This is a genomic window from Okeania sp. SIO1H4, assembly GCF_010672695.1.
Classification (GTDB): Bacteria; Cyanobacteriota; Cyanobacteriia; order Cyanobacteriales; family Microcoleaceae; genus Okeania; species Okeania hirsuta.
The window spans coordinates 1-25839 of sequence record NZ_JAAHGB010000027.1 but is presented as its reverse complement, the minus strand read 5'-3'; the positions used below and the strand labels follow the sequence as shown (position 1 = coordinate 25839).

The window sequence follows — 25839 nt, the reverse complement described above, 5'->3', positions numbered from 1 at the left end:
TAAATTGATGGAATAGTTATAAATAAAGAACTGTATCTAGCTACTAACTCCCGACTTCTTCTTCACATACTGCAAAAGTAGTAGATAAGTATTCAAGGCAACATATGCAAGACGACCATTTTTTTTACCTACGACATATCACTTACGACATATCACTTACGACATATTACTTAGTTTTTTTCAATAATCACAGAGAAGTCGATCGCTGTTTATGATATTAGGATTAGTTTGCAAATAATCATATACTTGTTGACAAGCTTCTATTAACAAATCATCTAGATTCAAATTCCATAAAATAATCTTGCCATCGAAACCAAATGAAAAACGATCGCCCCTGAAACTAACAAGCGATCGCTCTCACCTAATATTTATAACCTTGATAACTCTACTTGCGCTTTAACTTGGAACCAGCACCAATAGCACCAAAAGCTAACAAGCCAAAAACTGAAGCTGGTTCGGGTGTTGATTGGACAGTATCATCATTGACCTTAATAGAAGCCTGATAGTTGCCAAAGTAACTATCTGTGAAATAAAGGTCTAAATTTCCTTCAAACCCAGGGGGTTCAAAAGAAAGTACTGTTTCACTGCTGTTATTGAAATTAATAAAATCTATAGAACCACCGAAATCTCCAGAACCAGAAGGATTAATATTACTGAAGTTCAAAAAACGATCACTTTCACTGGTAGAAATAATGGCTAATACTTCTTCTAAAGGAGTAACAATATCAGTATTTGTGAAGGTATCTCCACCAAAACTCAAGGAAAATTCATAGTTGGGTAAATCGCTTAGACTAAATGTTCCATCGCCTATATCCCCATCAAAGCTAAATGTTCCATTACCTACAATGTTGTCAGGATTACCATCATTAAACTCAAAATTAAAAGTTAATGCTTCCGATTTTAAAGGAAAAGAAATAATTGCTAGGGTAGTAGCAAAAGTACCAGCTAAACTTTTTACGGTCTACGACCGTAAAAAGTTTAAAATTTTTTTTGAGCTTGCCTGATTGTTGACCATCATAATTAATTCTCCATCCTTAAATTGATTTGTTCGTTCAGTTTTCTGTGAGTTAGCAGTCTGTAATTAACTCCATGACATATATCATGGCAGAGATTTTTTTTGAATGGCAAGAGTTTATTCAAAAATTTACTGAATCTTCATAAAACCGTCAAAAATTATGCAAAAATTTACCGAATCTTCATATTAAAGTATTTGTAGTTAACATCAATTTTTCCTAAATCTCAACTCTTTTTCCGGAACTTTACTGAATCTTTAAAAATCGGGATAATTGTTTTAAATTGTAGGATATGTTTTCTATCGTCACTAATATAAAATGCAACGCATCTTCTGAATAGCTAAATAACCACAGACCGAATAATCAAACTTAAACCAACGACCAACAAAAACAACAAAACCACCGTGCGAAATTTCTCTTCTGGCAACCTTTTTCTCAACCTACTACCAAGATTTATCCCTATAGCAACTGGCAAAATACCCACTACAGCAATACCTAACAAAGATGGCTGCAGCAATCCAATTTTGCCCAGTAGAAACAGCATAATCATACTTGAAAGGGTAAAAGAAAGATTGATCGCTTGTACAAAAGTTTCTTTATTTAGGTCTAAAGCGAGTAAGAATGGCAAAATAGGCATAATCTGAGAACCGGTGATACCATTTATTACTCCTGTTGTCAATCCTACAGGAACAGTCAGCCATGTTCTCATTTTCTCAGAAAGGATAATAGATTTTGAGCGCAATGCCCATAGAGCATAGAAAAATAAAATAGCTCCTAGAATAGCTCGACTAATTGTACCTTCTATAGAATTGAGAACGTATACCCCCAGAAGTAACCCTGGGAAAGTGGAGACATAGATAGGCCAAAAATTACTAAGTGCATCTTGAAACTTTCCAGTTTGTGCCATCACTAGGAGGTTACTTGAGAGGGAAGGTACAATAACTAAAGGTATAGCTATTTTCGGATCGAGAAAGGTTGCCATAGTAGGCAAACATATAGTTGAAAAACCTAATCCTGTAATTCCTTTGAGAAAAGCTGCAAAGAAAAATGATAAAAATATGGAAACCACTGTCTGGAGATTCATTTGTCATATCAAGTGTGGATAATTAGTTATAGCGCTATGCGCAAGTCAGAAGTCAGCAAAATTAATGTCAAGTTAGATTTCACAAATAATATTATGTCCGGTAGCATCGTTTGTGTATAAAATTAAGGTGACACTCTTGAGAAAACCTTCTGCCTCCTGCTATCCTAGATAACTAAAGCCTCCTGCCTCCTGCCTTCCTTCCACCAAAGTCTAATTATTCAAACGGACATGATATAAGTTGATCGCTCTCACTCACATTAGGATTAGTTTGTAAATAATCATATACCTGTTGACAAGTTTCTATCAACAAATTATCCAGATTCAAATTCCATAAAATAATCTTGCCATCAGAAGCAGCAGAAACTAACACTTTGCCATCAGGACTAAAACTCACACTTAAAACATTAGCCTCATGAGTATTCAAACTTTTGAGCAAAGTACCTTCAAAATGCCAAATTCTCAATATCCCATCTGTACTACCAGAAACCAATTTGTCGAGAGTTCAATACAAAACAAAATTCACCTGCTTTAATCCCTTGATCAAGCTCTTCATCAGCCTTTTGTCTGACATAACTAGAAGCATCATCGGGTAAACAGCCACCTAAATAATATTGGTAATTATTCATAAAAAAAATTAGGTGATAGCTACTGTTTTCCTATTTTTTTGTCAGATTTTTTTTACTAAAACTATCTCTATAACCCGTATAATATTAATCGAAACCAATTAATTAACTGATAATCATCTCACAAAAGTTGAATTGAAAATGTCTACAAATCTCTGGACTCATCGTCATATTTTATCTCTAGCAGAATTTACACCCAATGAATATAATATTGTACTACAAACAGCAGCTAGTTTTCAAGAAGTTTTAGGTCGCCGGATGAAGAAAGTACCTGCATTACAAGGTCTAGTAGTAGCAAATTTATTCTTTGAACCTTCTACACGCACCCGCAATAGTTTTGAATTAGCTGCGAAACGTTTGTCTGCGGATACTCTAAATTTTGCCCCTGGTACTTCCTCTTTGAGCAAAGGAGAAACTATTCTGGATACAGCAATGACCTATCTAGCAATGGGCACAGATATGATGGTCATTCGACATCGTGATGCTGGAGTTCCCGCAGCGATCGCTTCGGAAATGGATCGCAATGGTTCTGGAGTGCGAATTCTGAATGCTGGAGATGGTCAACATGAACACCCTTCTCAAGCTTTACTTGACCTATTTACTATCTGTATGTTGTTAGACTCAACTCAACCTAGAATAGAACTTTTAGAAGGAAAAAAAATTGCTATTGTGGGAGATATTCTCCACTCTAGAGTAGCACGATCTAACATTTGGAGTTTGACGGCTTCTGGTGCCGAAGTACATTTAGCTGGAACACCTACTTTACTACCTAAATATTTCGCCGAATTTGGCAAAAATAGACCGAGTAAATTATTTGTACATTGGGATATTAAACCAGCTCTAGAAAAAGCTGATTTTGTAATGACCCTACGTCTCCAAAAAGAAAGGATGAGCGAATCTTTATTACCTAGTTTACGAGAATATCATCAATTATTTGGTATTACACGCGATCGCCTCAAACTTTGTCAACCAGGAGTCAAATTATTACATCCTGGACCTGTTAACCGAGGAGTAGAAATTAGTTCTGACTTAATGGATGACCCTGAGTTAAGTTTAATTTCTCAACAAGTCACCAGTGGTATTGCTGTACGAATGGCTTTACTATATCTTTTAGGTGGAAGCAAAACAGAATCTTGAATATAGTTAAGTATTATATTGGTGAGGTACAAAATTACAGATTTTAGAGAATAAGGAATAAGCAACACAAAGAGGAGAAATAAATGTGTACCATTCTCTAAAAAATGCCATAATATAGCAGCAATATTTTCTTTTTGCAGAAAGGCACTTTATCGATTTTTTGAATTATGCTTCAGTTGATAAATACCAATATAGACTGCTGAATATAAACAATTATACTTAAATTATTTTAAATAGAATTACTTTATTGAAGAAAGCAAAAATATCTAAAAAAACAAAATTGAAGCAATAAATAACTCCTGAAGAAAAATCATAAATATTTTTCTTTAACTCCTGAATTATTCCCTGATATCATGTCCGCACTTTATCATTTGTGTAAAACCAAGGGTAAATATCTACAGGAAATTTAGGTTTTTTCAAGCTTTTAAGCCTTCTTCCCTCTTCCCTCTTCCCTCTTCCCTCTTCCTTCTTCCTTCTTCCTTCTTCCTTCTTCCTTACCTTCACGCTTACAATACCGATGCTACCGGACATGATATGAAAACATGGAGATTTTGCTAGAATAAATATAGCTTTTACATGATTGGAAACAAATTATTACTGATATTATGAATTCTATTTTAAAAGTACCTTTATCTACCAAACTCAAACCAGAACAAAATCATTTTGCTATTACTATAGCTCCTTTATCTATTGCTGAAATCTACACTTTAGCGGATAATCCTGCTAATGGTGCTGTAGTAGTAATGAGCGGAATGGTTCGCAATCAAACAGACGGCAAATCTGTAGTGGCCTTAGAATATCAAGCATATCAACCTATGGCCATCAAAGTTTTTGAGCAAATCTCTACAGAAATTCGTAGTCAATGGCCAGAAGTCGAGACCGTGGTCATTCATCATCGAGTGGGACGTTTAAAAATTGGTGAAATAAGTGTTTTAGTGGCTGTCGGATGTCCACACCGTTCAGAAGCTTTTGAAGCTTCTCGTTATGGCATTGATACTTTGAAACATACAGCCCCTATATGGAAAAAAGAACATTGGGCCGATGGGTCAAGTAGTTGGGTCAGTATTGGAGCTTGTGAAGAGCAATAGAGATAGTAGAGTCAGGAATTGGGAGTAGAATCAATTTAAATAAAGAAAAAAAAGGAAGTCGAGAAAAAGTTATTTAACAAATTTCCTGATCGCTACTATCCCACATTCGGTACGTCAATTTGTAACATCAAAAGTAGTATACATTTTTGATTGTTGGTAAATATTTATACAGTATAAATTACTTCTCAAAAGTTAAATTCTCAGGAAAATATTAAGCATAAATACTTACTGAATTATTAATTCCTATTAACGACTATAATTTTTTTTCTTACTTTTGAATTTTGACTTTTGAATTTTGACTGTGGATAATTGGGAACTCTAGAAAAAATTTCTCGTCTAATTGGAACTAGAGCTAAATAACAAAATTATTGAGCCAGTTCCGCTGATGAATCAATATATATTTGTACCCTGGTCTAAGGTTGAACAAACCCTTTCGCAAGTGGAATTGCCACCTGAAAAACTCTCTAACTACGATCTAGTACTGCGCTGCCAACAAGGTCATCGCCCAGATCGTGCAATCTTTGCAGAACTTCTACATCGATACCAACTCCATGTAGATAAAATTTTGTATCATTTAGCCCCTGAATGGCAAGACCGCTCAGATTTGGCTCAAGAGGTTTGGATTCGTGTATACCGTAATATTAAAAAGTTACAAGAACCAGTAAAGTTTAAGAGTTGGCTCAGTCGTATCACAACTAACCTGTTTTATGATGAGTTACGGAAACGAAAACGAGTTACCCCTCCTCTATCGTTAGACGCTCCTCTGACTTTAGATGATGGTATTATAGATTGGGAGATTCCTACAAATACTCCAGGGCCAGAAGAAGAGTTAAGTACACAAGAATTTTATGATTATCTGAGGGATGCAATCTCTCAACTACCAGAAGTCTTTAGGGTAACTATTGTCTTGAGAGAAATAGAAGGTTTATCTTATGAAGAAATTGCAGAAATTACTGGAGTTTCTCTAGGTACTGTCAAATCAAGAATTGCTAGAGCTAGGCAAAGATTACAATTACAACTCCAAAAATATCTAGATATTTGAATGATATACATATAATAAGTAATTTGATTTTGAGTAGAAATTTAGTCAAAATAAATCTCTAAATATTAATCAAATTTAATCGAGTAAAACAAAAATAATTCAATTAGCTTTTCTGAGAAAATATCAAAATTTTATGTAGCGTTGACTATGAATAAAAATGTTAATTCAAATAACTTAGATAATCAAATTCAGGGTGAAAAAAAATGATGGAACAAGAAAGGTTTGAATTAGTAAGTGCATATTTAGATGGTGAAGTAACTCCATCACAACGTAGAGAAGCAGAACTTCTACTTGCTACAGATCCAGTGGCAAAACACCTCTATCAAAGACTACTACAACTACATTCTGAATTCCAAAGGATACCAGTACCTCCAAAAGTAGAACCTGTGGAGATAATGGTTGATCGAGTATTTGATAAAATCGACCGTAGATCAAAACGGAAATTTGTCTTAGGTGGTACTGCTATTGCGGCTCTATGTATAGCATTTATATCGGGAATAATCTCAAATAGTCGGACTAATATTCTGCAGCTAGCTGAACATTCTAATTCTGAAACTGTACAAATTGCTTTAAATGAGCCTGTAATAGAAATAGTGAATCCTAATAATGTGATGTTAACTATAAACGATCCAGTACTTAAAATTCCTCAACCTCCAATTTCACCAGTGAAAAATCAATAATAAGATTGTAAAATTACAAGTAGTTAGCAAATTATATTCCTTTAATATGACTATATTTATTTATAAATTTTATTATACTTGGAAGTGGAAAGGTTTATCAAAATAATTGGGTTATTCACCACGCCTTTTAAGGCGAAATATTTTTGTAGGGTTACTCAAAATCCCCTACTTCCCCTCCTGGGAGGGGGAGGGGCGAGGAGTGGGTTAACTTCTGACTTCTGACTTCTGTACGTCGCCAATCCGACGGCTCCCCTATCTGACTTCGTCAATGGTTTGTCCAAAATCCACTAGGCAGTAATTTACCACCAAATAAATTAACCTTTTCTGGTAACATTAAGTAGCTCCAGACAGTCCATAAGTATTCTCCATTAATTCCAAAAGTATCAATTTTTTGTCTCTGGTACTCGTTTTCTGTTGGATGACGTTCAGGATGATAATCCTCTAATCGATCCAAATCTAGCAAAACGTCTGGATTTGTGAATGATAAGATAAATCCATATACATTCATATCTCCTCTAGTCATCGCTGGATAGCCAAAAGATAGTTCATACAATAGACCATTAGTTATTGCCGGAAAAGCATCCACAACATATTCAGCACAATAGGATTTGTAGTTTACCTCTCCTGGTTTAAGAGTACCGTAGACAAAGACTTGAAGATATTCCACATAATTACTTCTCAAGAAATTACCTTCTAAAGACAAGTAAAAACTACCAGATGCTGTGTAAAACAATCTATCTATTAGTTACATATCGAAGCTACTGAAACGGCATTTGCTGTTGAGTACTACGAATACTCTATAATATAATAGTAAGGTTAAACTTAAATAGAGTTTATGCTAAGACCACAAAAATTAATCAATCGTAATTCTTAATATCTGATTAAATGATTTTAGTAGTAAATATGATGGCTTTTCTACTCCCCCAGTTAACTTTAGGCGCTTTTTTACCAGAGCTACCACTTGATAGTTTATTTTCTACCCAAGGAATAATGGTAATGCTACTAGCAGCTTATGCTGTAGCTATGTGGATGTTTCTTACTAGCGCCCCGAAAGTTCACACAATCATGGTTTCAGATTTAGCCCTTGCTCAACAGTTTTATGAAGGAATGCTGGATTTACCAGTAGCAGAAGTACCTTTACATTATTATTATAATTATGAACAAACATTAGGTGCAACAGGTATAGATCCACTTTATCTATCAAGTGATTATTCCAGACCAAGCACTACTAACCAAGGAACAGGAGTTTCAGATGGTCTGTGGTATCAATTGATGAAAAACACGCAGGTACATATTATTAGTGGAGCAAGTCTTGGTACAAAAAATAATCAACGCCATGTTTGTTTTGATAAAGATTGTTTAGAACAAATATTAATGCGCGTACAAATGCGAGGTATTAAATACAAAATTAGAATTGAGAGACCCCTGAATTTATTAGTTAAAGACTGGAATGGTCAAATAATAGAAATAGCTGAAGTCAAAAACTAAAAATATAGCCGTTAATAACGGCTTTGAGAAGAAATAAATTCCACCTCAAAATAATATTAATAATCTTAAAATTATCATCCTTAACCTATTGTTAAAGAACCGTTCAGCACTCAGCACTCAGCTTTGTTCATTTTTTTTGACGTTTAGAAGGGGATTTCAATCAGAGCTGCTAAAAGCTGATAGCTAGTTAATTATTGCTCTGCTGATTAAATCTAAAAGTATTTACAGATAAAGGTTTTAGTCTTTTTGGGGTCGAATTGCATTGCCTAGTTTTTAGCTCTTTATGCTCAAAAAGGAGCGTATTTTAGGCGCATAGTTGGGCAGAAAAATCATTCTTACAATTGTTACTCCTACCTCCTCGCTGATCCCCATTTCTCCTGTCTCCTACCTCCTGTCTCCTGTCTCCCACCCTCACCCATAAGACTTTTTCAGCAAACCCTAATTATTGCTCTGTTGATTAAATCTAAAAGCATTGACATATAAAGACAAGTGCCTTTTTGGCGTCGAATTGCAGTGCGCTTGTTTCAGTCTAAAACGCTCATGGATGTTAGTATTTTACACAAGAGTTGGGCAGAACAATCTTGGGACAATTATTACTCCTAGCTCCTCTAAATTCCCCTAACTCCTGTCTCCTGTCTCCTGTCTCCTGACTCCTCCTTACTTAACCAATCTATAAGTGTTTAACCGGATTTGATATTATTTCTTATTTCCAGGCATTAAACGATAGGCACTCATACTTAAAGATGCTCCTAGAAGTTGAGAAACCCTGATTTCAAAAGAGCGAACCCCGTAATTAGGAAATTCTGAGCCAATATTAGATATAGGTTCAACAAGAATAGTAAACATTCCTAAACGATTTCCTGCTAAAACATCAGTAAATAAGCGATCGCCTACCATTGCAACTTGTTCTACTGGTAAATTCATCGCATCAACAGCTTTTTTTAATTTACGACGAGAAGGTTTACCAGCTCCAGCAATATAAGGTATATTAAGAGACTCGGCAATGCGACTTATTCTATATTGACTCAGATTATTACTTACTAACCATAGACTTGTGATAGTTCTAATTTCTTCTACCCATTCACTTAATTCAGGAGAAGTGTTACTGTCACGAATTGGTACAAGAGTATCATCTACATCTAAAACTAACCCTTTAATTTGATTTTTTTGAATAATTCCCGATGTTAGACTTAAAATTGAGTTTCCCAAAACTAAATTTGGCTGTAAAAGTTTACCCCAAGACATAAAATTAATATTTATTATAATCACAATAATTTTAAATAAATAAGTTAAAAGTCAAAAGTAAAATATTAGCGCAGTATAAATAAAATACATCAAAGTTATTTATTCATAAACTGCTAATTTTGACTTTCTTACTCATCAAAAAAAAATAAAAAAAACTACTAGCTACTGAGATGATAACATTCTTTCTACCTCTGCAATAGCAGCCTCATGTTCTGCAGCAGTACGACTGAAAATATGAGTACCATCATACCTGGCCATAAAATATAAATATTCAGTATCATCTGGATTAAGAGTTGCTTCTAAACTTGCTAAACCAGGACTAGCAATTGCAGTTGGTGGTAAGCCAATATTAAGATAAGTATTATAAGGAGAAGGAGTTTCAACCTGACGATAGGTAAGAGGTTTCTCTTTTGTTTGACGGATACCAAGGCCATATTCCACTGTTGGGTCTGCTGCTAACCTCATACCTTTCTTCAAACGATTATTAAATACACCGGAAATTACACCTCGCTCCTCAGAAACTACAGATTCCTTTTCTACAATACTCGCCAATGTCACCCACTCATGGAGGTTCAAATTTTCGGCATTATTCAGATTTTTCTGATATACAGGTAATGCAATTTTTTCAAACTGCCCTAGCATTTGATTAATAATAGCTTCAGGAGTATTTTTTTGTGCTTCTATCTTATAAGTATCTGGGAATAAATAACCCTCTAAGTGAGGTATATTACTTGGTAACCAGGGAAATTTATCATAAGGAATATTTCTAGTAGCAGCAATAAAATCAGCAGCAGGAAAAAATCCTTGAGCTTCTAAATATTCAGCCATTTGTTGAATTGACCATCCTTCACGAATGGTATAGCTGAGTTTAACTACATCTCCCTCTAGAATTTTATCTGCGATCGCGCTGAGTGGTTCTGTCGGTGATAATTTATAAGTTCCTGCTTTAAATTCTAGATCGGGATTTTGTATTCCCAACCATTTGACCCAGAAATTCCAAGCTGTTGCAGAACGAATAATACCAGCAGCTTCTAAATCTTCACCTATTTGTTGACCATAAGTTCCAACTGGAATTGTAATTGTTACAGCATTTTCTTCTGGAGACTGAGTAGATGATGTGTTTGTCACTAGAGGGCCACTAACCCAACTCCACCAGGCCCATCCCTGCCAAGCGAAAATACCACAGCTTACAGGCAGAATGGCCAAATAGAATAGGGCACGATTGGAAATTAGTTTAATACTGTTTCTCATTTGATTAGTTAATACTTTATCCTCAAGGTTCTCTTAGCTGAGTTTGTAGCGAAGATGATTCTTTAGGTTATTCTAGAGCATAATTTTAGATCTAAATATTTAATTAAATCACCCTAATTTGCTCAAAATTCCAAAGAGTCTATTCCATATCATGGAAAAGTTGATCTTCTAGCATTGATTGAACCATTGGCTGAATTTCCTGAAACTCTTCTTCTGAAAGCAATTCTAGTTTTCCATCATTGCTTTTACGAGCTGGAATTAAAAATGGATCTAATGGTGTATATATTGCGTATTTCTGGTCTTTATATAAAAAAGTGGCCAACTCTTCGTAATATTCACCTTCTTCATCATTTTCATCTACTTCATCTAGTTCATCTTCATCCCATTCTGGTAAATCCCCAGTAACAGTTAAAGTTATAGCTGTTCTTTGAAGTGTGAGGTTTTGTTCTTCAAGTACAACTTTGGCAGTATCAAAAATTCGATCAATTTCCATTTCATCACCTACAGGAATACTTGCTTGGTCTAAATCTCCTTGTGCCCAAGTAAAGATTTCTATAGGTAAGTCTACTGGTAGTAACATTACATACTCTTGGTTATCTAACTCCATAGAATACTCTACAGTACAACATAGCGATCGCTCTGCCTCATCAGTTAAAGTGACATAAGTTTCTGGAGATTGTCCATTTTCTTGTGATTCTGGGGATGAATACATTTTGGGTATTTTGATGATTTTTTCACTTTAGTAGTGATCTAAGTATAGATAAATTCTGTTCATTAAGCTTCAAACAAGGTCTAAGAGATGGAGTTTTTGTTGATTACCAGTAGGCAGATTTTTAGATTCTGCTAGATAATTACCATATACCTGCATACAATTAACTGTAAGTAGTATGTATTTCAATACTGAACAATTTTTCGATTAGCGGGCATCTTGCCCGCGCTACAAACATTTAATTGTTAATATTTGTAATTCATATACTTGGAATCTGCTGTAAAACAAAGACTGAAAAAATTAAAAATAGTCAGATAATGTGTAGATTTCGCGTTCATAAATAGTCTTAATATACTTGCATAATGCTATATTTATAGATATTATTATATTTTTTTATATACATCAATTTAAATTTATTTCTCTTCTATGTAATAGGTTTTTCTATATCTATCTCTATTGAATTATTTACTTGTGAAATAATATTTGGTTTTCTACGTTCATCCAGCCATTGCTGTAAAATCAAAGCTGCCGCTTTTCTATCAATTAAATGTTTATTCTGAGAAGGAGAAATATTTGCAGCTTTCAACATATCCTCAGCTTGAACTGAAGTCAAACGTTCATCAATATATTCTATAGGTAGAGCCAGAGCTTGTGACAATCTTTGAGCATATTTTTGTATTTTTTTCGCTTGAAAACCTATAGAACCATTCATAGAATATGGTAAACCTACGACCAGAACTTGTACTTGACGTTCTTGGACAATAATTTTTAACTGAGCTATATCTTCTTGAAAAGAGGTACGTCTAATAGTAGTAATACCAGTAGCAATTAAACCAGTACCATCACATCCTGCAACCCCCACACGTTTGTTCCCTACATCTAAACCCAGGGCTGAAATTCGAGATTGAGGCATTGAAAATTCAACTCCTTACTTCTACTTATATTATTTGTATTATTTGGATTTATGACACATCTCTAATTCCTTCTCTTGGTCAGTTGGAGATGTTCAAAAATTAATAACTAATAATTAACAATTACCTCTTCTATTATGAAAAACAGATAGGATTGACCAAAATAATTTTAATTTTCTTTTGTAAGCATTCAGCCGTTAGTTATTAGCCATCAGCTATTGCTTTTTTTTTAGTTCTAGATAAAATCTTTACTAATTGAGTCAGAATTAAATTTTACTATAAAAGCTGGCTGAAACAGTCTATTTTGATTAAAACTGCCTCATGAGAGCTGACAGCTGACACCTAACAGCTAATAGCTGAATGCTTAAATTATTTTTCTCCTGGTTCCGAAAGACTTCAAGCTGGAAATTATTAATTATTTGCTGAGAAAACTTCACTATTATCAGTAATCAATTAGCCTCCTAACGGAGGAACTGCGGACTTCAGTACCTTTGCAATAAGTAGGCTTGACATAAAGAATAGTCTCTTTTTTTATCCCTTTAAAAAGGGAGGCGCATACCCACAATTTTTCGGCAATTGATAATTTAACTTATAGATAATAATTGATTTTATAGCAGTTTGCACTCGTCTAGTTACAGATTTTATCTATAACAACTTTTGATAATAACTCATAGATTTTAGTTGTAAATATACCAAAACAAACTGCTATATATTTAATTGTTGGAGATGTCTATTAATATTAATTAGACACAAGTAATTCCTCATTTATGAGATTTTCCATTATCATCTTCCTCTCCACTTGTTAAATTAGGAGAAATAGTTGGCGATGGAGAATTTACTTGCTCATTTGTAGCTTCCCAATAATAATTATTATGATTAGTTTTCAACTGAGAATTATTACTTTTACCATGTTTATTTTGCATCATTTTCAACAAAGAACTACGACTAGGAACTGGTTTACGAACTGGTTGCAGACCTTGAAGAACTTCCGAAAACTGGAGGTCAGAAATAACAGACTTAGACTCTCGAAGTTTATGCCAAACAGAACGAGACATCAACAAAGAATGTTCAATTTGTTGAGCTTTTATCTTTTCTAAATATGCTTCACGTTCAGGTTGATAATCAACAGAAGCAAGTTGTAGAGATTGATCGGGAAAATCTTGAGCCAACGTTGCCATTTGAGATAATAACTCTGGATACAACCAAGTATAAGCTGGATGTACAGTTAATTGAGCTATATGTGGTTGTGTACCATCACGACATAATTGTACTTGAAAGTAGCCGATCGCTGCCTTACGTTGGGGTTCAAATACATACCCACTAACCAATTCATTATGATTTAGCCATTGCCTTACTCCCTCTATTAAACTACTAACAAAGCCAGTTTTAAAATCTGGGATATGGCGGTCGAATACTTGCCGTACTAGAGGAGGCATAGATGCTGTGTCCAATTGATAGAGCAACTGAGCATCAGCATTACTCACAGGTAGTAAGTTTGGTAAATTTGGCTGAGAAAGGGCTAACTCTTGTAATTGTTGGGGAGTAATTGTCCAATAAGTAATTTGAGCTAATGGCTGAAAACCATTTTGGCGATAAAGGGCCATCGTCTCTTTATCGTTAACATTAACTTCCAATAACCATGTGCGTGCTTCCCAAATTTTCTCAAAGCAGTATCGTAATAGTTGAGAACCTATTCCTCTGTTAGTCCCTGTTTCTTCCGTAACTATTCCTTCTACCCGCCAACTGCTGCGAGTGCGGTTGCTAGGAGAGACCTGGATTGCCCCTTTAATTTGTCCATCTACTTCTGCAACATAGGAAATTAACAAATATTTGCAGGGATTAGGGAAAAGGCTCAATAATTTTATAGGCCAGTACCAACGACTAATTTGTGGTAATTTCTGGCTTAAGCTAATAGGAGAGAGGTTAAAGGTAACATCTCGATGGTTGTGTTGTACCTCTGGAGTTTCCCTACATAGGTTCTTGATAGCTTCTAGGTCGCGGTACTCTAGGGGACGGATGACCACCTGACTTTTGTTTTGGCGGGTTAAAGGTTTCATTATTTTTTCTTCTAGATTTTTAGGTGCTGATATCAAATAAAGTTTTGATTTTTGTGGAGCTGGAAATTTGGCTAAATTAGTTTTTAGTCATTCAAATAATTTTGAATGACTAAAATGGGCGTGAGTTTATAGTTGTTTAAGATTAGCTATATAAGCATTAGTAATACTTTATATCTTGCTCATTCCAGTAATCTTCACTTTTTTAGCCTTCATTTCCATCAACTTCTTGTTTTATGATGATGATGACCTGATCAAAACTACTGGGGTTTGTTCATCCGCGTTTCCTGCGGGATTACTTCTTAAAGCTTCCTCTAATAAAGAAGTAGATACGTTAGAGGTTGCTGCTAATATTTTAACTGCTTTCAAATCGTTAACATCTACTATTGCTGCACCCAGACCAGTTGCTTTTTGTATTTGTTCTACTAATTTTTGAGGATTTTCTGGACCTAAAACTATAAATTGGTCATAAGGAGGTAAAGTTCCGGTAACATCATCTATTAGTCTGGCTTGTTCTCCTGCAAATTGATAGAACATACCAGGTTTCCCTAATAATTTGGCTATGGCACCTCCTAAAAAGGCCATAAATACTTTGATTGGTCCAACAATATCTACCAGGGTTTGCATCCCACAGGCTGTTGCCAGACTTGAAGTGGGCAGAAAGAAGTAACAGATACGTTTGGCTACCCATCCCGGTTTAACGTCAGTAGGGTGACGAAAACGACCTTGTATTAAGGCCAGGGGTGTTTCACCGATGGTAACTATGTCCCCTGGTTGAGCATGAGGAACGACATAACGTTGGACAATTTCTATCGGATCGTCTAACTCTGTTAATAAATGAGTGCGAATGGGAAATACTGTTGCATTTTGCGCTTCTCGCTGATTTGGAGTAGCTTTAGGATCGGGAAATTTGAGAGGTACTACAATATGGCGAGTTTTGGGAATGCGACCTTGAGGCCCATAGGTAATATAATTGACTTTAATCCAAGCTGACTTGAGTTGGTCTAAATTTTCCCCACGAATATCTATTGATATCTTCAGTTTTGTCTTTTTTCCTACTTTAACGATATAAGCAAACCAATAGTTATCGGGTCTAGCTGGAGCATCTTCATGGAAGGGAATAATTTGAGTTTGATAATTTACTTTTTCTAAACTTGCACCAGACAGCAGTTTTACCTCTGCTTGTATTTCTGGCACCATAATTTCTAAGCTTTTGGTACGGTTGCATAATTCCATTTCACCCACTAATAGGTAATTTTCTGGTTCTGCAACTGCTAAATGCCATTCTCCAGAGGTTAGTTCTAAAGCATTTCCTGGACGACTACGATATTGTAATTCTAGTGCTAACCAGCCTAAACTTAGAAGTATAGTTAAGACTATAATTCCTGTTGTGAAAATTTCTATAATCACTTAATCTCCTGTTAATATTTATTTGAACTAAGTTTATACCGTTTCACAGAAGTCAAAAGTCAAAAGTTAAAAATAAGATTTTACAAGCTTAAAACTTTGACACTACAATAATTTCAGGAAATTATTTCACATCTAAGATTTGAAACTATTTGTGACATCTCTAAAGTGAATTGGTATTGCTTAATATAATTTCCTTAATCTTATTTGAAAATTCAGCTTATTTTAGAGGAGACTTTTTGCATAAGCTTAGAAACAGGGAATAGTTTAAAAACAAGTGTATGAAAAAGCATTTATATTTATCGTTCATCTTTTCCCTGATGGGTTTATAGCGCTTTTCATTTATAGCAGAAGGCACAAGGAAGAAGAAAAATATTGCGTTGTCTGAGTTTTAAGCTTTTGATATTTCAAATCAGGGATTACTTCTAACTTCTGACTTGCGCGTAGCACTATACTGGGCTATTTCCACCGCATTGTACTATGTTGATTCAGACGACTATGGTCGCCACAAATATTGACATATATCATACTTTATGATACAAAAACATACCTTCAATTTCTGAGAACTTATTAAAACAAATTTTAAAAATACAAAGTCAAACAAAAGATATAAGTTATTGGGGTTCTTTTTCTTGTAAAGATTTGTAAACTAATAGATAGTGTCTTGCTGGATTGGTTTCTAGAAAAAATTAGTCCCACTCAGAAAAAATACTTCTAACTCTCTGCTGCTGATGCACAGAATAGATTTGGAGTATTTTCGCAAGAACACAAAACTAGAAATTTACTGATTTTTGAACTCAGAAATAGGACTTTTATGAAGCAACTTATGATTGCCGAACGCTATCTATTACTTGTACATATATTGTCAACAGTTTTTGGACTAGCAGGTCTGTTAATAGTTCTACCTAATCCTGAAATTATTATCAGTTTGCCTCCGGTAGGACAGACTGCTTTCCAATGGAGCATGGCAGGAGGAGGAGCAACTTACATTATCTTTGGAGCATTAGCAGTTGCCTTGTATAGCATGAGGAATTTAGGAATAGGTACAACTCTGGCTTTTATGCTGCCTTCTGTGTTTCTATCTTTGAGTAGCGAACTATTGGGCACGAGCACGGGTTTTCCTTTTGGGGATTATGCTTACCTGAGTGGCTTAGGATACAAAATTGCAGGTCTAGTACCTTTTACAATTCCCTTATCTTGGTTTTATATGGGATTAGTTTGCTATTTACTAGCTCGTTGTAGTTTACAGGTTAAGAGTTCTAGCTCTTGGTTGCGTCATGTAGGAGCGATCGCTACAGGAGCAATGCTTCTAACAGCTTGGGACTTAGTCCTTGACCCAGCCATGAGTCAGGCACCATTTCCGTTTTGGACATTTCAAGAGGAAGGCTCTTTCTTTGGTATGCCTTACCGCAACTTATTGGGATGGGTAGGTACAGGTGCAATATATATCTCTGTAGCTGCTTGGTTTTGGCGCAAGAAAACAATTTCATTGTCCCGCCAACATTTAAATCTGCCACTCATTACCTATTTAGTTAACTTTGCTTTTGGAGCAACAATTACTGTCGTTGCCTTAGATGCTAGATTCTTATTACCTACTTGTTTGAGTGTAGTGCTAGGGGTAATTCCAGCGATCGCCCTGTGGTGGATATCTCCAGCTAATCAATTGAGTGAGGTGGATATGTCCCTCGACAATGCTATGAGTGATGATCAGGTAAAAGTACCTGTGACACAGGTAAATATGGCTGTAAAATAACTCACAAGTTATATCAATTTTAGATTTTAGAGAGAACACCAGGGGCAAAGGTATTTGAAGGAATAAATTCTTGGCTTTGTTTGAGAGATAATATAAAATCTAAAATACTGCCCAATAGAATCCAAAATCATGCCTGAAGCCTTTTTTTTTGTCATTCTACTGTTGCAACTACCAGCAACAGCTATCTTACTATCGCGTCTGATTAAAGGTCCTACTCGCCAACCACCATTAAAACCTGACTCACCCACACCAGAATTAGTAGGTAAAGTAACTGTTGTCATACCAACTCTTAATGAGGCCACTCGCATTACTCCCTGTTTGCTGGGGTTGAGTCGGCAAAGTTACGAAGTGCGGGAATTTATCATTGTTGATAGTAATTCGGTAGATGATACCCAATATATAGTTAAAACTAAGGCAGAAACAGACCCAAGATTTCGCTTAATTACGGATGACCCTTTGCCCTCTGGATGGGTAGGTCGTCCGTGGGCTTTGCATACAGGCTTTTTGAGAAGCTCCCCAGAGAGTGAATGGTTTCTCGGGGTCGATGCAGATATTCAACCAAACCCTGGGTTGGTCGCTAGTTTGGTCAAAAAGGCAGAAGCTGAAAACTATGACCTGATTTCGTTGTCGCCACAATTTATTCTGAAATATCCAGGAGAACTGTGGCTACAACCTGCTTTACTCATCACGTTAGTCTATAGATTTGGACCAACTGGCACGGGGGCACAAACGCCGGAACGAGTTATGGCCAATGGTCAGTGTTTTCTGTGTCGGCGCTCGGTGTTGTCAGAGGTGGGGGGTTATAGCAGTGCTAAGGGTTCTTTTTGTGATGATGTAACTCTGGCTAGAAATATTGCTGCCCAAGGTTTTAAGGTGGGGTTTTTGGATGGGGCGGAGGTTTTGCAGGTCAGGATGTATGAGGGTATGGCAGAAACTTGGCAGGAGTGGGGGCGATCGCTTGACCTTAAGGATGCTTCCCCTACTGCTCAAGTTTGGAGTGACCTTTGGTTATTGTCAGCTACGCAGGGTTTACCTTTGTTGATAGTTTTGAGTTATTTATTGTTTAGTTTGTCTGTTGATGTTTCTTTATCTTCCAGGTTTTTATTGTTTGGATTAAATTTATTTTTACTATTAATTAGATTTGCTTTGTTATTAGCGATCGCTCCTTCTTATGATTTAAGTAAAGCTAAAGTTGGTTGGTTATTTTGGTTATCTCCTTTAGCAGATCCTTTTGCAGTTTTGCGGATATTTTTATCTGCTATAAGAACTCCTAAAAAATGGAGAGGTAGAGTTTATGATAATGGTTAATATACTCTCTTACTTGAGATTATTTTTATTTTCATACCTTGATTCAGCAACGCCATCAATTAAGATAAAACTTATAACTTTTCCCTAATAGACATCTCTACAAAAATAGGGAGTAGGAAGTAGAGGAAAAAATTGATGAATAAGAGTACGATAATTGATTTGATTTTTTATTGTTGGAGATGTCTAATGTCAACTTGAAAAAAGAGTGTTGCGAATAATAAGTGGGACAAAAGACAAGTGCAGGAAATGTTCCTTTGACAAAGCAATGCGACCCCGTGATGACGCCAGTTGCACATGATAGCGCACCAAGAAAAAAAGAGAACTGATGACTTAAAAACTGGTATTGAAACCATTCATTCTGACTCCTGACTCCTGACTCCTGACTCCTAAGAAATATCCTAACTATTTGTAGCAAACATTTATCAAATTAGTATAATGTCAACACTATCATCCCATCATGGTTGGAATATTACCGAAGCGCAAAGAGAAATTTATAGACAACGTTCAAAAGCATCTAGTCGTGCTAAAAAACAAGCCTTAAATGGAGAAGGGCAAAAACCTATTCATCCGATCAATATTCCCAATCTAAATCCTGAAAAACTGATGCCACAAATGCCTAGAAATAAATGGCGAACCCTGTCTTTATTTAGTGGTGGTGGCGGTCTTAACCTTGGTTTTGATCGAGCAGGTTTTACTCATATTGCCTCCTACGATATTCTCAAGGAGGCTGGTAATACTTTGCGTAACCTTCGACCAGATTGGCAAGTTTTTTCAGGTGAAAAGGGAGATGTCACAAAGATAGATTGGCGCTCCTATTGTGGAACAGTTGATATTATCCATGGAGGTCCACCTTGTCAACCTTTTTCCGTTGCTGGTCGCCAAAAAGGTCAGGAAGATAATCGTGATATGTTTCCCGAATTTATTCGTGCTGTGCTGGAAATTAAACCTCTAATATTTGTGGCAGAAAATGTTACTGCATTGATAAGTAAAAAATTTAGTAAATATGTTGAAGAAGTTATTGAGTTTCCTTTAGTTCCTCACTATAAACTCACGAAATTTATCTTGAATGCTCCAGATTTTGGCATTCCACAAATTAGAAAGCGGGTTTTTTTAGTTGGCTTTCGTGATGAAAAATGTTTAGGAAAATATCAACTTCCTCAGCCTACCCATTATTGGCATCATCTACCAAAAAATAAATCTAAAAAACCAATTCAACTTAATATTTTTGATAATTTAGAAGCTCCAGAAAAATTACAATGTTGTATGGGAACTCGTGAAGCTTTAGGATTACCAAATATTGGATTTGATGCTTTATCACCTACTCTCAGAAGTGGATTAACTGGACCCCGCCATACTACCTCTATTTTAAGTAGCGTTTCTGCACAAAAGGCTTGGGAAAAATTACAAATTTGGCCGAATGGAGTAGCTAAAAATAGAGAAAATGCACATTTATTTGTAGCAAAAAATAATCATTTTAGGCTATCTGTTCCTGACTGTGGAATCCTCCAAGGTTTTCCTGAATCTTGGCAATTTTCTGGTGCAGTTTATCAAGCATTAGGTCAAATTGGAAATGCCGTACCACCACCTATGGCTTATCAAATAGCAGTATCTATTTCTCAGGTATTTTCTTGAATAGCTTCTGTTACAAGTTCTCTTAAACGTTGAGCATGATTATTAGTTATTCTTTCCAAATCTTGAAAATATGAAGCTGGAATATGAGGATTATTTAAAGTTGAACCTCTCTCTATTAAATATTGACATCTATCTCTTAAAATTAAAAGCATTCTCTCAGGAGAGTAGCCAAATTCTAAATCCATTTTATTTTGATATTCTTGAATTGTGTATTGTCTTTTGTGCAAACGTTGAGCATCTTCGAGGGTATAAATCTCTTTTTGCCCAACAATTTCATATAATAAAGATATGCTAATCAGCTCTGGTATTAATTGAGCAAGTTTATAATCTGATGCGATATAAGCTGATTTTTCACTAATCCAAGAATTCATCATTTTAGGGGAAGCATACAAGCAATATTTTAGGTTTTTACCACCTTTGTCATAGAAACCAAATAACCAATGTTTTCCTTTCCACTTCTTAATATGCTCTGGTCCAAAATCTCTAACTGTAGTTACAGAAGTCTTTGTAGTTGACTTTAATTCAAAAGGAATTTTTAGTTTATTTAAAGTTAAGATGGCATCTGTTCCACTACGAGTTGAGTTAGCTGGTTTTTCTAAATTAAATAACTGAATTAATTCCTTTTCCCGACTATCGTCTTGGACTATCATTTATATACATACTAAATTTAACAAACCATATTTTATAGCAGAGAACAGGCAACAGGGAACAGTGGAAAAAGCTTTTCTCTGTCTCAGGTCGATCATCAATCTCTGTCCTAACCAACTCTTTCCTTGCTATATAATATCAAATCCGGTTAAACAGTTATAGAATGCTTAAGTCATTTCAGTTATCAGTTATCAGTTATCAGTTATCAGTACCTCAATGGAATAGGGAGGCTTGAAATACTGAATCTATTTTTTTTCATCCCCTTGAAAGGGGAGGCTTGAGACCTTATTTTTTGGTCAGGAGGAGTCAGGAGTCAGGAGTCAGGAGGAGAGAGAATTACAAAGATGAGCGTAGTTATGACGATTGGAGAATTTTTTATGTCCAATAAAACAGATTTGATATAAACAATAATTAGGGCTTGCTGATTAATGATCAAAGCATTGATAGATAAAGGTTTTAGCCTTCTGAACTTCCCTAAAAGTGCGCTTGTTTTAGTCAAAAACGTTCAAAAAGTTAGCATTTTGGGCAAATCAAGGACAAAAAAATTTAGTGACAATTCTTACTTCTACCTCCTCTAAATTTGCCGTGTCTCCTGTCTCCTGTTTCCTGTCTCCTGTCTCCTGTCTCCTACCCCTACTAAAAAACTTTTGAGCGCAAACCCTAATTACATCTGTCGTGCCATCAAATTAGCAAAGAACCCCTCCCGATTTGCCAATTCTGCAAAACTCCCATGCTGTATAACTTTTCCCCCTTGCAAAACATAAATTCTGTTAGCATTACGAATCGTACTCAACCTATGAGCAATAACTATCCGAGTTACCCCCAACTGCTCTAAACTCTCAGTTACTATAGCTTGAGTACGATTATCTAAAGCACTTGTCGCCTCATCAAAAATCAAAATTCTGGGTTTCAAAACCAACGCTCGTGCAATTAATAACCGTTGCCTTTGCCCACCAGATAAATTTCCCCCTCCCTCAGACACAATAGTATTCATTTCCATTGGCATTTCTTCGATATCATCTGCAAAACCCGCCATTTCAGCTGCTTCCCAAGCGTCATCCAACGTTACTAACGCCCCGCAAGCAATATTCTCAAAAATGGAAGCACTATTGAGTCCTACATTCTGCAACACCACCCCTAACTGTCGTCGCACTCTTGATACATCTAAGGTTGATAAGTCGCGTCCATCATAATAAATAGTTCCTGCTACTGGTGTTTCAAATCCTAATAGTAACCGTACAATAGTTGATTTTCCACTGCCAGAAGGTCCGACAAGAGCAATAAATTCTCCTGCTTCTGCTTCAATGGTAATATCATTAATAATAAGTGGAGTATTTGAACGATATCTAAAACTAAGACGATCTAGTTTTATCCTACCGGAAAGTTGCCCTGGGTCAGATTTGTTGATGTCTACTTCCGGTTTTGCTGCTAAAATAGGTTGAGCGCGTTCCCATAAGATTGTGATTTCTATAATATTGACGATGGTTTTGCTTAAGTTTGTCGCTCCACTAATAAATGTACCGAATGCAGTGTTAAAAGCTAGAAATTTTCCTATGGATAAAACTGTTTCCTCTGTTTGAATTAAATAAACAGTTAATGTAAACAGTAAAATAGAGCTTATTGTTGGTAAAGCTGTGTTGAAGGCAGTAACTAAGTCTTCAATGAGTTGCTTACCGAGCATTAGTCTTGTTTGTTGGCTGTATTTTTTTGCCCAATAAGCAAAAGCACGTTCTTCGGCACCAGCAACTCGTAGTTTTGAGACTCCACCAATGAGTTGCACTGTCAAACCGAATATTTCTCCTGATATTTCTTGAAAGGAGCGTAACTTGCTACGGGCGATCGCTCCTGACCATAGGGTGACAAAACTGGTGAGGCAAGCGATAGCAAAAGCGATGAGAGCAAGGGGAAAACTATAGATGAATAGTAATACTAAATTCAGTAGGGAGAAAAAGCTGGTGAATATTGTTGTGAGGATAGTGCTAGTGAGTCGGTCGCGAATTTGACTGATAGCAGAAACGCGGTTTTCTAAGTCTCCTGTAGAATATTCGCGAAAAAAGGCTGGTGTAAGTTTGAGGAGTCGGTCCCATATTGCTGCTTGAATGGTGGAGCTAGATATGGTTTTTAATCTGAGAGTGACAAAGCTGCGGGTTAACTGAAATATTGTTACTCCAAAACTAGCTGCTAACAAACCCAAACCTATTTCTATTAATAATTTTTCGTTGGCATCGGGAATTGCGTTATCAATGATGATACCTGTAGCTACTGGTGTCAACATTCCTAATAAGGTAGCTATGACTCCAGTGACAGCAACTGTCAGCAAATCTTTAAATCTACCTCTAAAAGCTAATTTGAAGATATCGAAGGCTAAAATATCTCTATTGGGAAAAGGGCGGTAAAAGGTGTAAGCTATTGATGCTAATTCTTGAGCTGTAGTCTGGTTGAGTGGAATGCGGGTAAATTCTATGGGGTCAAAAATTTCATAGTTTGCTGCTTTTAGTAGGGCAACTGGTCGATTTTTGACTTCGTTGTATGCTAATAGAGGTCCGCAGTCTTGTTGCCACCATTTATTTGTGAGGGTGACGCGACGGGTGCGAATGTGGGAGGTACTAGCGATCGCTTCTATGGGGTCTTCCCATCCTGCTTCTGTTTCTTCGGTTTCTATTTTTGGTATATAATTAACAGTTATGCCTAATGCTTTGGTTACTATACCGAAAGCAATTAATAGGGGAGTACCTGTTTGGGGTATTTGACTGAATTCCGGTTGCAGCACTGATGCTAATTCTATTAGTGCTTCTTGTGTCTTTTGTCGGTTTAGGTCTTGATTCATAGTATAGCAGGGAACAGGGAACAGGGAACAGGGAACAGGGAACAGGGAGAAATAATTAATAATTTATGGATAATAATTAATTTTATTTTTTGTTGGTGATGTAGACATAATCAGGACTTACGCAAATTTACCTTAAAAACACCATATGTAGGGGCGAATGGCATTCGCCCTCAGTCTATTTGTCTCCGTGCGTAAGTCCTGTAATTGCTGTTTTGCTCCAAACTATTGTTATTATACAATGATAGCAATCATTATTTAGCAAAACATCAACCTTAGTAGCAAAAAAAATCTAGAATATGATATTATTTACGTTAGCTTCTACCGCCTCAACTATAGTAGGTAGTATTTTTCTTTTTACTGGTATTGCCAAAATTATAGAACCTTGGAAATTTAGCCAACATATTGCCAAACTAGATTTAATAAATACTCAATTAATTATACCTATTTCCCTTACATTTACTGCTATTGAATCAGCTTTAGGAATTGCTTTAATCTTAAGAGTTTTACCAACCATAATCATGCCATTAAGTATTTTATTATTACTTAATTTATCAATGCTTACTTACTGGAGTACATCAACTGGTAAAACTGAAGATTGTGGTTGTTATAATGGTTTGTTAGAAATTACTCCTACCCAAAGTTTAATTCTCAATGCTATTTATATTTTTCTGTTAATATTTGCTGAATTTTTTGGTCTTTATCGACCTACTGTTTTGTGGCAATGGCTGGTAGTATTAATAACTTTTATCATTAGCTATGCTTTAGCTGCTGGCTCCCTAGAATATATGCAAGAAAATGGTCGTCCGTATCTTGATTTTACCCCTTTACAAGAAAACAGAAAATGGCGGTTAGAATGGCTGGGAGAAGATTCAGAATCTCTAATGTCTGGGTCTGTAATTGTGGTATTTATGAGTCCTGAATGTTCTCAATGTAAACATTGGTTAGGTGTGTTGAAGTTAGTGCAATGGCAAGATGATTTACCAGCCATAGTTGGATTAATCGATACTGATGATATTCAAAAAGGTCAATATTTTGTAGATAGTTATTTTTTGAATTTTCCCGTTGTTGCAGTAGATAAAAGGTTGTATAAAAAATTGAAGATAGAGGTAGTACCTACAGCAGTTGTTTTGAAAGATGGAGTTATTCAAGAAAAATGGATTGGGTTAATGCCAATGTGGTTTATTAATAAAATTAATCAGGGGGAGAATAGCTATAATCGAGTTTAGGAATTTATAGTAGATTGAAGGTAAATGAGGTACAAAGATGAATGTTAATTAATTGATAATTGATATGGATAATTGATAATTACCTCTGGTTAAAACCGTTACGGAATTGAATATAAGGAAATATTATTTCTTCTCTTGGTCGATTGGATATGGCGAGGAGACCTCGCCATCCCATCCTTCGGGAAGCTCCGAAGATCGACCGCTGTCTTGGTTGATTGGATATGGCGAGGGGACTAGCTCTTGACAGAGCCGCTCCGCTAACGCCATCCCTCAACCGCTTTTTTCCCCTTCAAAGGGGAGACTTTAAACCAGAATTATTTAATTATTAATTATTAATTATTAATTATTCGCTAAAGTGTTTGTATTGCGGGCATTTGGCCCGCAACTGGTGTACCTCACTAATATGAAATACGCTGTAAAAGCTATGATGAGTATCTTAGCCTCACGGGGTGACAAACACTTCAAAAACATTGTTAAATAAAGGTTTAAAGGCTATAGGCGAGTGTGAAAAATTGAGATAATTTGTGATCATAATCATCATTATTGGTGAGGGTGGTAGGTAAGCGATCGCTCATCCACACCATCACAGGGAAAACGCATCTAATTTTTTTGACAAATGACTAAAAACCCAATAATGCCCTTGACCTCACAGGGTTACAAGCAGCTCAAAACCATTATTGGATAAGAGTTCAAAGGACATTTAGCTGGGTCTT

The 25839-nt window shown here is 35.9% G+C and carries 24 protein-coding genes; 10 read left to right on the top strand and 14 right to left on the bottom strand.

Going from position 1 to position 25839, the window contains the following annotated elements:
- Positions 1 to 385 precede the first annotated feature (385 nt).
- Positions 386 to 760: a PEP-CTERM sorting domain-containing protein gene (locus tag F6K06_RS18245; RefSeq protein ID WP_287242378.1), complete on the bottom strand. Its 375-nt coding sequence runs from the start codon at positions 758 to 760 to the stop codon at positions 386 to 388.
- A gap of 13 nt (positions 761 to 773) precedes the next feature.
- Here F6K06_RS18245 and F6K06_RS18240 point away from each other — a divergent pair, with 13 nt between their 5' ends.
- Positions 774 to 1004, top strand: a complete 231-nt coding sequence (locus F6K06_RS18240) for a hypothetical protein (protein WP_287242376.1) — start codon at positions 774 to 776, stop codon at positions 1002 to 1004.
- A gap of 349 nt (positions 1005 to 1353) precedes the next feature.
- On the opposite strand, the gene F6K06_RS18235 is transcribed toward F6K06_RS18240, so the two are convergent.
- The 3 genes from F6K06_RS18235 to F6K06_RS18225 all read right to left on the bottom strand — a co-directional run bounded on the left by F6K06_RS18235 (position 1354) and on the right by F6K06_RS18225 (position 2723).
- Positions 1354 to 2097 carry a sulfite exporter TauE/SafE family protein gene (locus F6K06_RS18235; RefSeq protein WP_287242374.1) on the bottom strand — a complete coding sequence of 248 codons (744 nt, stop codon included), beginning with the start codon at positions 2095 to 2097 and terminating at the stop codon, positions 1354 to 1356.
- 214 nt (positions 2098 to 2311) lie between these two features.
- Positions 2312 to 2587, bottom strand: coding sequence for a WD40 repeat domain-containing protein (locus tag F6K06_RS18230; RefSeq protein WP_124147430.1), 276 nt, complete (start codon positions 2585 to 2587; stop codon positions 2312 to 2314).
- Positions 2574 to 2723 (bottom strand): hypothetical protein, encoded by a 150-nt coding sequence (locus F6K06_RS18225; RefSeq protein ID WP_161564729.1) that lies wholly within the window; start codon positions 2721 to 2723, stop codon positions 2574 to 2576. Before F6K06_RS18225 ends, F6K06_RS18230 begins: the two co-directional genes overlap by 14 nt.
- Before the next feature lie 138 nt (positions 2724 to 2861).
- Between F6K06_RS18225 and F6K06_RS18220 the strand changes: the two genes are divergently transcribed.
- Positions 2862 to 3857: an aspartate carbamoyltransferase catalytic subunit gene (locus F6K06_RS18220; protein WP_124147429.1), complete on the top strand. Its 996-nt coding sequence runs from the start codon at positions 2862 to 2864 to the stop codon at positions 3855 to 3857.
- Positions 3858 to 4208: 351 nt separating this feature from the next.
- Here the strand turns inward: F6K06_RS18220 and F6K06_RS18215 are convergent, their stop codons facing one another.
- Positions 4209 to 4388 carry a hypothetical protein gene (locus tag F6K06_RS18215; protein ID WP_287308925.1) on the bottom strand — a complete coding sequence of 60 codons (180 nt, stop codon included), beginning with the start codon at positions 4386 to 4388 and terminating at the stop codon, positions 4209 to 4211.
- 74 nt (positions 4389 to 4462) lie between these two features.
- Here F6K06_RS18215 and F6K06_RS18210 point away from each other — a divergent pair, with 74 nt between their 5' ends.
- The 3 genes from F6K06_RS18210 to F6K06_RS18200 all read left to right on the top strand — a co-directional run bounded on the left by F6K06_RS18210 (position 4463) and on the right by F6K06_RS18200 (position 6667).
- A complete protein-coding gene (locus F6K06_RS18210) occupies positions 4463 to 4945 on the top strand; it encodes a molybdenum cofactor biosynthesis protein MoaE (protein ID WP_287242372.1) in 483 nt (160 codons plus the stop codon).
- A 385-nt stretch (positions 4946 to 5330) separates the two neighbouring features.
- Positions 5331 to 5987: a sigma-70 family RNA polymerase sigma factor gene (locus F6K06_RS18205; RefSeq protein ID WP_124143909.1), complete on the top strand. Its 657-nt coding sequence runs from the start codon at positions 5331 to 5333 to the stop codon at positions 5985 to 5987.
- Between the two features lie 203 nt (positions 5988 to 6190).
- Entirely contained in the window at positions 6191 to 6667 is a 477-nt protein-coding gene (locus F6K06_RS18200; protein WP_124143910.1) for an anti-sigma factor, read from the top strand.
- A gap of 265 nt (positions 6668 to 6932) precedes the next feature.
- On the opposite strand, the gene F6K06_RS18195 is transcribed toward F6K06_RS18200, so the two are convergent.
- Positions 6933 to 7400 (bottom strand): gamma-glutamylcyclotransferase, encoded by a 468-nt coding sequence (locus F6K06_RS18195; RefSeq protein ID WP_240038835.1) that lies wholly within the window; start codon positions 7398 to 7400, stop codon positions 6933 to 6935.
- 152 nt (positions 7401 to 7552) lie between these two features.
- Between F6K06_RS18195 and F6K06_RS18190 the strand changes: the two genes are divergently transcribed.
- Positions 7553 to 8155 (top strand): glyoxalase-like domain protein, encoded by a 603-nt coding sequence (locus F6K06_RS18190; RefSeq protein ID WP_124143911.1) that lies wholly within the window; start codon positions 7553 to 7555, stop codon positions 8153 to 8155.
- A 696-nt stretch (positions 8156 to 8851) separates the two neighbouring features.
- Here the strand turns inward: F6K06_RS18190 and F6K06_RS18185 are convergent.
- The 6 genes from F6K06_RS18185 to F6K06_RS18160 all read right to left on the bottom strand — a co-directional run bounded on the left by F6K06_RS18185 (position 8852) and on the right by F6K06_RS18160 (position 15732).
- Positions 8852 to 9400 (bottom strand): YqeG family HAD IIIA-type phosphatase, encoded by a 549-nt coding sequence (locus F6K06_RS18185; protein ID WP_124143912.1) that lies wholly within the window; start codon positions 9398 to 9400, stop codon positions 8852 to 8854.
- A gap of 162 nt (positions 9401 to 9562) precedes the next feature.
- Positions 9563 to 10651 carry an endolytic transglycosylase MltG gene (mltG, locus tag F6K06_RS18180; RefSeq protein ID WP_124143913.1) on the bottom strand — a complete coding sequence of 363 codons (1089 nt, stop codon included), beginning with the start codon at positions 10649 to 10651 and terminating at the stop codon, positions 9563 to 9565.
- Positions 10652 to 10790: 139 nt separating this feature from the next.
- Positions 10791 to 11363 (bottom strand): DUF3727 domain-containing protein, encoded by a 573-nt coding sequence (locus F6K06_RS18175; protein ID WP_124143914.1) that lies wholly within the window; start codon positions 11361 to 11363, stop codon positions 10791 to 10793.
- A gap of 421 nt (positions 11364 to 11784) precedes the next feature.
- Positions 11785 to 12273 (bottom strand): Holliday junction resolvase RuvX, encoded by a 489-nt coding sequence (ruvX, locus tag F6K06_RS18170; protein WP_124143915.1) that lies wholly within the window; start codon positions 12271 to 12273, stop codon positions 11785 to 11787.
- Between the two features lie 759 nt (positions 12274 to 13032).
- Positions 13033 to 14328, bottom strand: coding sequence for a GNAT family N-acetyltransferase (locus F6K06_RS18165; protein WP_287242363.1), 1296 nt, complete (start codon positions 14326 to 14328; stop codon positions 13033 to 13035).
- Between the two features lie 231 nt (positions 14329 to 14559).
- The gene (locus F6K06_RS18160; protein WP_124154778.1) at positions 14560 to 15732 is read right to left on the bottom strand and encodes a F420-0:Gamma-glutamyl ligase; all 1173 of its coding nucleotides are present in this window, start codon (positions 15730 to 15732) and stop codon (positions 14560 to 14562) included.
- An 814-nt stretch (positions 15733 to 16546) separates the two neighbouring features.
- On the opposite strand from F6K06_RS18160, the gene cruF reads away from it, so the two are divergent.
- The 3 genes from cruF to F6K06_RS18145 all read left to right on the top strand — a co-directional run bounded on the left by cruF (position 16547) and on the right by F6K06_RS18145 (position 20425).
- A complete protein-coding gene (gene cruF, locus F6K06_RS18155) occupies positions 16547 to 17485 on the top strand; it encodes a gamma-carotene 1'-hydroxylase CruF (protein WP_287242360.1) in 939 nt (312 codons plus the stop codon).
- 129 nt (positions 17486 to 17614) lie between these two features.
- A complete protein-coding gene (gene cruG / locus F6K06_RS18150) occupies positions 17615 to 18793 on the top strand; it encodes a 2'-O-glycosyltransferase CruG (RefSeq protein WP_287242357.1) in 1179 nt (392 codons plus the stop codon).
- Positions 18794 to 19228: 435 nt separating this feature from the next.
- A complete protein-coding gene (locus tag F6K06_RS18145; protein WP_287242354.1) occupies positions 19229 to 20425 on the top strand; it encodes a DNA cytosine methyltransferase in 1197 nt (398 codons plus the stop codon).
- Here F6K06_RS18145 and F6K06_RS18140 read toward each other — a convergent pair.
- Complete coding sequence (locus F6K06_RS18140; RefSeq protein WP_124143919.1) at positions 20410 to 21075, bottom strand: hypothetical protein; 666 nt, start codon at positions 21073 to 21075, stop codon at positions 20410 to 20412. The genes F6K06_RS18145 and F6K06_RS18140 overlap by 16 nt on opposite strands.
- Positions 21076 to 21737: 662 nt before the next feature.
- Positions 21738 to 23900, bottom strand: coding sequence for an NHLP bacteriocin export ABC transporter permease/ATPase subunit (locus F6K06_RS18135; protein WP_124143920.1), 2163 nt, complete (start codon positions 23898 to 23900; stop codon positions 21738 to 21740).
- 296 nt (positions 23901 to 24196) lie between these two features.
- On the opposite strand from F6K06_RS18135, the gene F6K06_RS18130 reads away from it, so the two are divergent.
- Positions 24197 to 25126, top strand: a complete 930-nt coding sequence (locus tag F6K06_RS18130) for a peroxiredoxin (protein ID WP_124143921.1) — start codon at positions 24197 to 24199, stop codon at positions 25124 to 25126.
- Positions 25127 to 25839 lie beyond the last annotated feature (713 nt).